The following is a 7793-nucleotide window of genomic DNA, read 5'->3' on the forward strand; positions in this document are numbered from 1 at the left end:
ACGGAAAGTGCCCCGGACTCGAGGTGGCGGTGGGCCGCCGAAGAGTCCGGGGCACATCTGCGTTCCGGCGTTGGCGTCAGGCGCGTCCGTCTCGGGCGCGTGCGCGTCCGAGGAGCAGCCGAACGGCAGGCTCATGCCGCGACCGGTCCGGCCGTCGGTGCGCTCAGACTGCTTCTCGTCGACATGTCCGGTGCAGGTTGCCGCCGCCTCGTCGGGTGGATGCCGTCTCACCGACGTTGCGGCTTCCGGTCGAGCGGACGCCCCGGTCGCCGGGGGCGGCGACTCGAAGGCGGCGGGTGTCCGGGTTCGGGGCGGGGTTCGCGCTTCGGGGCGGACATCGCTCGCCCCACAGCGCAGAACGTGCCCCAGACGCGGGAGGAGGCGTCGTGCTGCGCCAGCCACCGCGCGGAGGGGAGCGGGAAACCGGCCGATATCGCCGGACGACGACAGAGGCCCCGGTGGAGGGGGTATCCACCGGGGCCTTCACCGTCACCCGAGGGGGACGGTGCGGGGGGTCAGCTGCAGGACCTCGCGGCGTAGGCGGCCGTGACCGTCCCCGTCGCCGATCCCTGGGTCACGGCCACCTGCGCCTCGCCGGCGGTGACCGACGCCGAGCGGGTGGCGAAGACGGCCGACGTGGTGGCGCCCGCGGCGACCGTCGCGTTCTTCGAACCGTAGGTCGACGACATCGCCAGCGTGGCCGCCGTGTCACCGTTGTTGACGGCCTTGAGAACGAGCTGCACCTTGCCGGCGACGCAGCGCGCCTCGGCCGAGAACTGCACCTTCACGAGGGAGCGGACGGTGACGGTGGCATCGACCGGCATGCGCGAGTCGTCCTGTGCGACGCCCGACACCGTGAAGGTGCCCGCGGCGGCGTACTTCGCGGCATCCACCGCGTCCCACTTCACGTCGACCGTCTGCACCGAACCGTCGGCCTTGGTCAGGCGTGCCTGGGGCAGGATGGGCGCCGTGCCGGCGTCGGTGGAGACGTCGATGGCATCCACGGTCTTCACCGCGATGTTCGGCGCATACGCCTCGAGCACCTTCTGGTACTCGGCGCGCGTGACGGGGATGACGGTGCCGTGGCGCGGCTTGCCGCCGTCGGCGTTCTGCGGCAGGCCCTGGCGGAGCTTGCTGCCGAGCGCCTGCCAGCTGCCGGCGCGGTCGAGGTTGTTCGTGCCGAACGGCACGTAGTGGTTGGGTCCGCCGTGGTAGTTCGGCTGGTCGATGAAGAGGAACCAGTCGAGGTTGTTCACGTCGCCCTCGTTGGCTGCGAAGATGTTCGCACCCTCACCTTCAGCGAAGGTGCCATTGGGCTCCCCGTTGGGCAGGCCGCTCGCGACGCGCTCCTCGACGAGGGTCCACTGGTTCGCCGGGCCCGTCGTGCCCGGGAGCGTTCCCGAGATGGTCGCGAGCAGGTCGGTGGACTTCTCGTGGCGGATCGTCATGCTCGCCTCGTCCTTGGTGAAGCGGTGGTAAACGCCGTCCTTCTTCGCCACGGTCGAGTCGATCAGGCCGAGACCGTTGCCGCGACGCACATCGCTCCAGACCTTCGCGTCCGAGAACGTGACGAAGTCGTCGGTGGTGGCGTACATCATGCGGTTGTAGGTCACCCCGGTGCGGTCGTCCACGTTGGTGGTCGGGTAGAGGTTCGACGCCCAGAAGACCACGAACGTGTCGAGCTCTTCGTCCCAGTACGCCTCGGGCGCCCAGGTGTTGCCGGCGAAGTCTGACGACACCTTCACGTGACGCTGCTCAGACCAGGTCACCAGGTCGTCGGATTCCCAGACCTCGATGTACTTCGAGCCGGAGATCTGCGCGGTGGTGAAGCCGCCGGCGAGGCCCTCGACCTTGAGGTCGGTGGCGATCATGTAGAACTTGTCGCCGTGGGGTGCCCGGATGATGAACGGGTCGCGAAGACCCTCGGTGCCGACGGTCGAGGTGAAGATGGGCTTGCCCTGGTTGAGGGTGTTCCAGGTCAGCGCGTCGTTGCCCTTCGAAGCGGCAATGCTGACGCGCTCGGCGCCGTCGCCCTCACCGGTGAAGAAGGTCCAGAAGTACGCCTCGGTCTCCTGCGATCCACCCGGCATGGGCTGGATGCGGGCGGTGAAACTCCGGCTCGAGGTCGCACCGCCGTTGGTGGCGGTGGCGGTGAGCTGCACGTCGACGGCGGGAGAGCCCGCGGCCGGACGCTTGACCTCGACCGTGCGGGAGTTGTCGCGGACGCCCGCACGCAGTTCGGCGTTGGCCGCCCCTGCCGCAGCGACCGACCACGAGATGGTCGAACCCTCGGCGCCGGTGGTGGGCACCGAGAAGTTGCCGCGGACGTTGTCGAGGTTGCGGACGGAGATCGCGGCGAGATCGCGCGAGACCTTCTCGGAGTCGGCGATCTGCTGCGGGACCGTCACGGCGTAGGTCTGCGTGCGCGTCTCGGTGCCGACGGTGAAGGTGGCGGTGAGGGTCACGGAGGCGTCACCGGAGCCGGCGGTCGGGCGCGTGACCTTCGCCGCGCCGCCGGTGAAGGCGACGGCGGCGTTGTCGGATGCCCAGCTGACGGTCGCGCCTGCGCTGGTGGTGGGGACCGTGAAGTCGGTGAGGGCCGTGGACGGCACGCTCACACCGGCGACGGCGCGGTCGAGAGCCTGCGAGTTGTACAGCGCCTTCACGTCGGTCTCGCTCAGAGCAGAGGAGTACACGGCGTAGTCGTCGACGAGACCGCTCCACCCGGCGTCGGGGTAGGTCGAACGGCCCAGGTACGACACGAGCGACGATCCGAAGGAGGAGACATCGCGGGCGATGGCGTTCTGCGCGATACGCGTGCCGTTGATGTAGACGCTCAGCTGGCCGGTGGTTCCGCTGATCACCGTCGTGTAGAGACTCAACCCGGCAGGGGTGCGCGCACCGGTGTTCGTGGCCCCGGGGCCGACTTCGGTGCCCCACGGAGCGCCCGCGTTGACCGTGTTGGTGACGACCGACTTTACGTAGCCGCTGGGGTTGGCGGGGTTCAGCAGCCAGTACCCCGACGAGAACGACGCACCGGAGGCGACGGGGGCGCCGATGAAGGCGGCGGCGACGTTGCCGTTGCCCGATCGAGGCGAGAGCCACGTCGAGATGGTGAGGTCCTTTTTGCCGACGAGGCCCGCGGTGGGGATGTCGAGGTAGGCCGCGGTGCCGGCCGAACCGCCGGGCAGAGACAGGGCGCCGCCGGCGATGTCACCGCCATTCTGGCGGACGGTGGCGGTGTAGCCGTTTCCGCTCGAGTCCGCGACGGCGGCGCCGCCCGTCTCGTCGAACGAGTAATGAATGAGGGGCTGCGGCCCCGTGGCCGCGTGGGCGGCCGTCGCGGTGGCACCCAATCCGGTCATCGAGAGAGTCAGCGCGGCGGTGACGGCCAGGCCCTTCCTCCACTGGGGTGAACGTGTGCGCGTGCGCATGGGCGGGTGTCCTTGCTCTTGGGGCGACGCGATGCGCATCCGGCCCGGACGGCGACGTCGGGGGCGCCGGAACACGCGTCATCGCGGTCTTCGGGTGACCGCGGGGCGGTCGAGGGGCTGTGATGTTACCGGGAACACCCGGTCATCTCACGGTAAGACCGGCATGTCGCATAGTCAAGCGCGGGGAAGCAAAATTGCAGGCTCTTGTCGATCGGACCCCTCATCGCATCCGCGACGTACGCCAGACCGAAATGAAGAGGGTGCCCCACGTCCGCATACCAATCGAGGCCCCATCGAACGAGGATGAAGGGCGAGGTGGCCCCACAAGACCACCTCGCCCTTCATTCAACTGCAGGAGGCGGCTGGGACCGCAGCTGCACTCTCATTCGTTCGCGCCGCGTCATCCGTGACTGCGCCGGAGAAGGATGCCGTGCCAGCAGCAATGGCGGGCTGACGCGTAGCAAACGTTGCCGAAGTAGATTTGCCCCCCCCGACATTCTTCACTGTCTTCGACCCGTACGCCGTGGTGATTGTGATGTCGGCAGGCGCGTCGTCGGCATTCTTGACAGACGCGATCACGGTGACTTTGCCGGCGATGCACCGGCTCACGAGGCTCGGCTGCAGCGTAAGTGTTGCCAGAGGGTCGGCAGCGCCAGTCATGATGCGGAATGACTGGCAATCGTTGCCAAAAGCGGTGTACTGCGCGAGGCGGGCGTTGTCAGCAGTCGAGCAATATGACAGATCCAGAGCCTTGCCGCTGTGTACTGCGCGGAACTCCACCGTGCCATCATTCTTCGGCAGGACTCGCCACGCGCTACCGGTGACGCCGCAAACTCCCTGCGTTACAGGGGCCGCGTCAGCCGTGGAGCCTCCAGCAACACTGAGACATTTGTCCGACGCGGATGCGGGGTGCATCTCTGCGCTTGAGCCCGTTGCATTTACGAAGGTGACGCGCTGACACGGTGAGCCAACGAACTCGTGCTGCTGTAGAACGGCTCCGTCAGCGGTAGAGCAGGACGGAAGATCGAAAACCTTGCCTGACGCGACGGAGCCCACGGATACTGGGCCAGACGGGAGAACCACCCAATCTTGGGCGGAACTTGCATTTGCCGTTTTGATACTGATTCCCGCACCCGACGTGCCCAAGCCGCTATCCAAGGCCTTGCCGGTTGTGCGGTTTGTCAGGGTTGAGTAGCCCTCCGTTCGGTTCGTGAGGGACCACTGCTGACAGCTGGTGGTCTGCCACGCTGCCTGCTGGAGCGGGGTGCCATCGGCAGACGCGCAGTCGCTGGGGCGTAGAGACTTGCCGCTACTGGCGTTAACTAGTCGCAGGAAGTTGTCGCCGGTGGTGTCCAACTTCCACTGCGCACGCGGTGCGTCGCAGGAACCTTGGACAATTGCAGCACCATCCCCGGCCTCTGTGGCCGAGACCGTTGCGCAGAGACCGGAAGATCTGTTCTTAATCGTCCACGATGCTCCCTCTACACGTGCAGTGATGGGCGCATTCTCGCCGCTCGGAACTTTGAGGGCCGTGGTGGTGGCCTGCGGGACGCCGAAGTCCGGCTCGCCCGCCGCAGTCCAGTTCACGATTTGCGCACGCGCGGAACGCACACGCCCACAGTCATCAGTCGACTTGTCGTTCGCGTGGTACAGGTTCCAGGTTTCAGACCCGTCGGGGGAGTTGAAGAAGTCGTTGTGTCCCGTTCCAAAAGCACCGTTCGCCTTCGAGAAGACAGGCCCCGCGCTCTTGACCCAGGAGGATGAAATCGCAGGGTCCGCAGGCGCTCCCACGTACTCTAAGGTTCCCAGCTGATAATCCGGAGTCCAACAGCCGCTCGCGGAGTAAGTTATCCACGTTTTTCCATTTTTTTGTAGAGCAATCGGGCCTTCATTAACGGCGCCGCCAATTGTTTCCCATTGCTCCACGGGCTGCGAAAGGATATTCATGGGTCCGACTGCGGTCCACGGGTTAGTCATCCGCGAGATGAAATTCGACTGCAAGCGATTTGGCTCGGGGGTAAACATAGACCACACCATGAACAGTTCGCCGTTCAATTCCATGTAGGAGCCATCGATGTTCCACTGCGTCGTCGCCAGCGGTCGCCCCTTCCACGTATAGGGACCCATCGGGTCGTCGGCGGCACTTTCGATGACCTGAAGGTTTTGTTCGGTGCCGACGCCGCTCATGGTGTACATGAGGTACCAACGCCAACCATTGGGACCGTTAAGGCGCTTCAACTCTGGAGCCCACATTACATTGTCACGTCCGACATTTGTGTCGGAGTACACCACAACCGGTTTCGTTGTGCCCAGGCCTTCTAATGTCGGCGCCTTGCGCATCACCACTCGATTGTCCCATGTGGTGGCAACCATGTAGTAGTTGCCGTCATAGAATTCGATCGTCGGGTCGGCAGTATCTGGCGCTATAGGATTGGTAAATGTTGACTCGCCGATTGCCTGAGCGGGCGTTGCTGCGAGCGGCAAGAGAAGCACCACCGCTAGTAGAATGTACATAATTGTACTGAGTCGGCTCGTAAGCGTGGTCGATTTTTGTTGAGACCGTTGCTTTACATGCAGAATTGGCGAGATGTGGGGATACGACATTGTTTCTCCGGTTACGAGTCGAGGCGGATATAACTTACGGTGCGAAATTCGCGGCTGGCGACCGACCAGATTCGGTGCTTAAGCTCCGGAAATACGGGGTTAGCGGGTGCCTGCACAGACGGCCTTCGTGAGACCCTGAGCGAAACTCCTCAACAGTCATGTCTGCGGCATCGTTGCAGCGCTACTGCGAACAACGATCTCAGGGACGAGTGTTACCGCTCACTTTAGCGCTCTGGTGGTACGTGGTCCACCCACAAGTTGAACGGAAGGGGTGATCGCGGACTTGATCCGCGTTCGCTGTCAGCTGCGCACCGCCTCCGCCGGAAGCTGTTGAGGGTGTGGCCCCTTCAGGTTGTCCCTCGCCCGGCGGTCTCTGACGACCCGTCTCAACAATGGCTTACGTTTCAGTGTGAAGGCAGCCACCTTCCGCGTTCGCGCTCGTCTGTCGGCGCTCATGTTCGACGAGCCAACGTAGCCGATGTTGTCCCCTGGAGTAGATAGCGGTAACATCCTTACGTTCGCGTCACTGACGCAGCGATCGTACTGGCGAGGGAGCTAGAATGACGACCCAAAATTCGACCGGCCGTTTCGAATCTCTGAGGGTGGTACCGCGCCGGCGCAGAAAGATTGTGCTTGCTGTTGCTGTCGCCGCTTCGCTGATGGCTGGTGGCTTCGTCTCTGGTCCGGCGCTGTCCGCCTCGGCAGAGACCGCGATCCCCGCGGCGGGTCTACGCGCGGAGTACGTCTTCGACGAGACCGCGGGCGCCAGCGTGCCCAACAGCGCGCCGACCACGCTGGGCGCCGCGACCGTCGTGAACGGCACGGACTCGCTGTGGACCGGGTCATCGCTCGTCTTCACCGGTGGCGCGAAGACCAGTCCGACCGCCAGCTGGGTCCGGCTGCCGAATGACGCCCTCGCCGGCGCGCGATCGGCGACGGTGACCATCGAGACCAAGCTCGACGCCTCGATGAAGAACAACTGGAACTTCCTCTGGAACATCGGCAGCGACTCCCCGACGCGGTCGTACTTCTCGTCGGTCCGCGACAACCCGCGCACCGTCCTCACCACGAACGGTGGTGGCGGCGAGGTCAACGCCCGATCCGGTTCCGCGTTGTCGGCCGACCGCTGGTACAGCCTCACGTCCGTCATCGACGGGGCCGCCGGGCGCCTCACCTTCTTCGTCGACGGTGTGCAGGTGGCATCCACCCCCACCACCCTCTCGCCCGCCGACATCACCGATCAGACCCTGAACGCGATCGGTCGCGCGCCGTACCCCGACCCCATGTACAAGGGCGAGGTGTCCACCTTCCGCGTGTACGACCGGGCCCTGTCGGCCACCGAGGTCGCACAGGTCTCGACGACGGATGCCACGATCCACGCCGACGCCCACCGTCAGGCCGCGCAGGCCGTGGTGGATGCCGTGGCTCCGGTATCCGTCGACGAGAGCACGACGACCCTCCCGACCTACGGGGGCCGCGTGAGCTGGGCCGCAACCGAGTCCGGTTCCACGGTCGCCGCCGACGGGAAGACCCTGACGACGACCCTGCCCGCTGCCGGCTCCGCCGCGCGGACGACCACGCTGACGGCGACCGCCACGGTTCGCGGCGTGGCCGCCTCGCGGGCCGTGACCGCGACGATCCAGCCCGCCCGTACCGCGGATGACGCGTTCGGGTACGCCATGGTGCACTTCATCGAAGACGCCAACGGCTACGCCGAGAAGATCTACCTCGACGTCTCGCGCGGCGACGACCCCG

The 7793-nt window shown here is 65.6% G+C and carries 3 protein-coding genes; 1 reads left to right on the top strand and 2 read right to left on the bottom strand.

The window, feature by feature from the left end:
* Nucleotides 1–515 precede the first annotated feature (515 nt).
* Together RWP81_RS12160 and RWP81_RS12165 are read right to left on the bottom strand one after the other, a co-directional pair.
* Nucleotides 516–3434 (bottom strand): immunoglobulin-like domain-containing protein, encoded by a 2919-nt coding sequence (locus RWP81_RS12160; RefSeq protein ID WP_314456452.1) that lies wholly within the window; start codon nucleotides 3432–3434, stop codon nucleotides 516–518.
* 345 nt (nucleotides 3435–3779) lie between these two features.
* Nucleotides 3780–5948, bottom strand: a complete 2169-nt coding sequence (locus RWP81_RS12165) for an RICIN domain-containing protein (protein WP_314456453.1) — start codon at nucleotides 5946–5948, stop codon at nucleotides 3780–3782.
* A gap of 749 nt (nucleotides 5949–6697) precedes the next feature.
* On the opposite strand from RWP81_RS12165, the gene RWP81_RS12170 reads away from it, so the two are divergent.
* On the top strand, nucleotides 6698–7793 hold a 1096-nt coding region (locus RWP81_RS12170), incomplete at its 3' end, for a LamG domain-containing protein (RefSeq protein ID WP_314456454.1).

Source organism: uncultured Microbacterium sp. (genome assembly GCF_963521695.1).
Lineage (GTDB): Bacteria > Actinomycetota > Actinomycetes > Actinomycetales > Microbacteriaceae > Microbacterium.

Bases quoted from the DNA above. Each gene is read 5' to 3' on its own strand.
- RWP81_RS12160 (WP_314456452.1), bottom strand. From the start codon at position 3,434: ATGCGCACGCGCACACGTTCACCCCAGTGGAGGAAGGGCCTGGCCGTC.
- RWP81_RS12165 (WP_314456453.1), bottom strand. From the start codon at position 5,948: ATGTACATTCTACTAGCGGTGGTGCTTCTCTTGCCGCTCGCAGCAACG.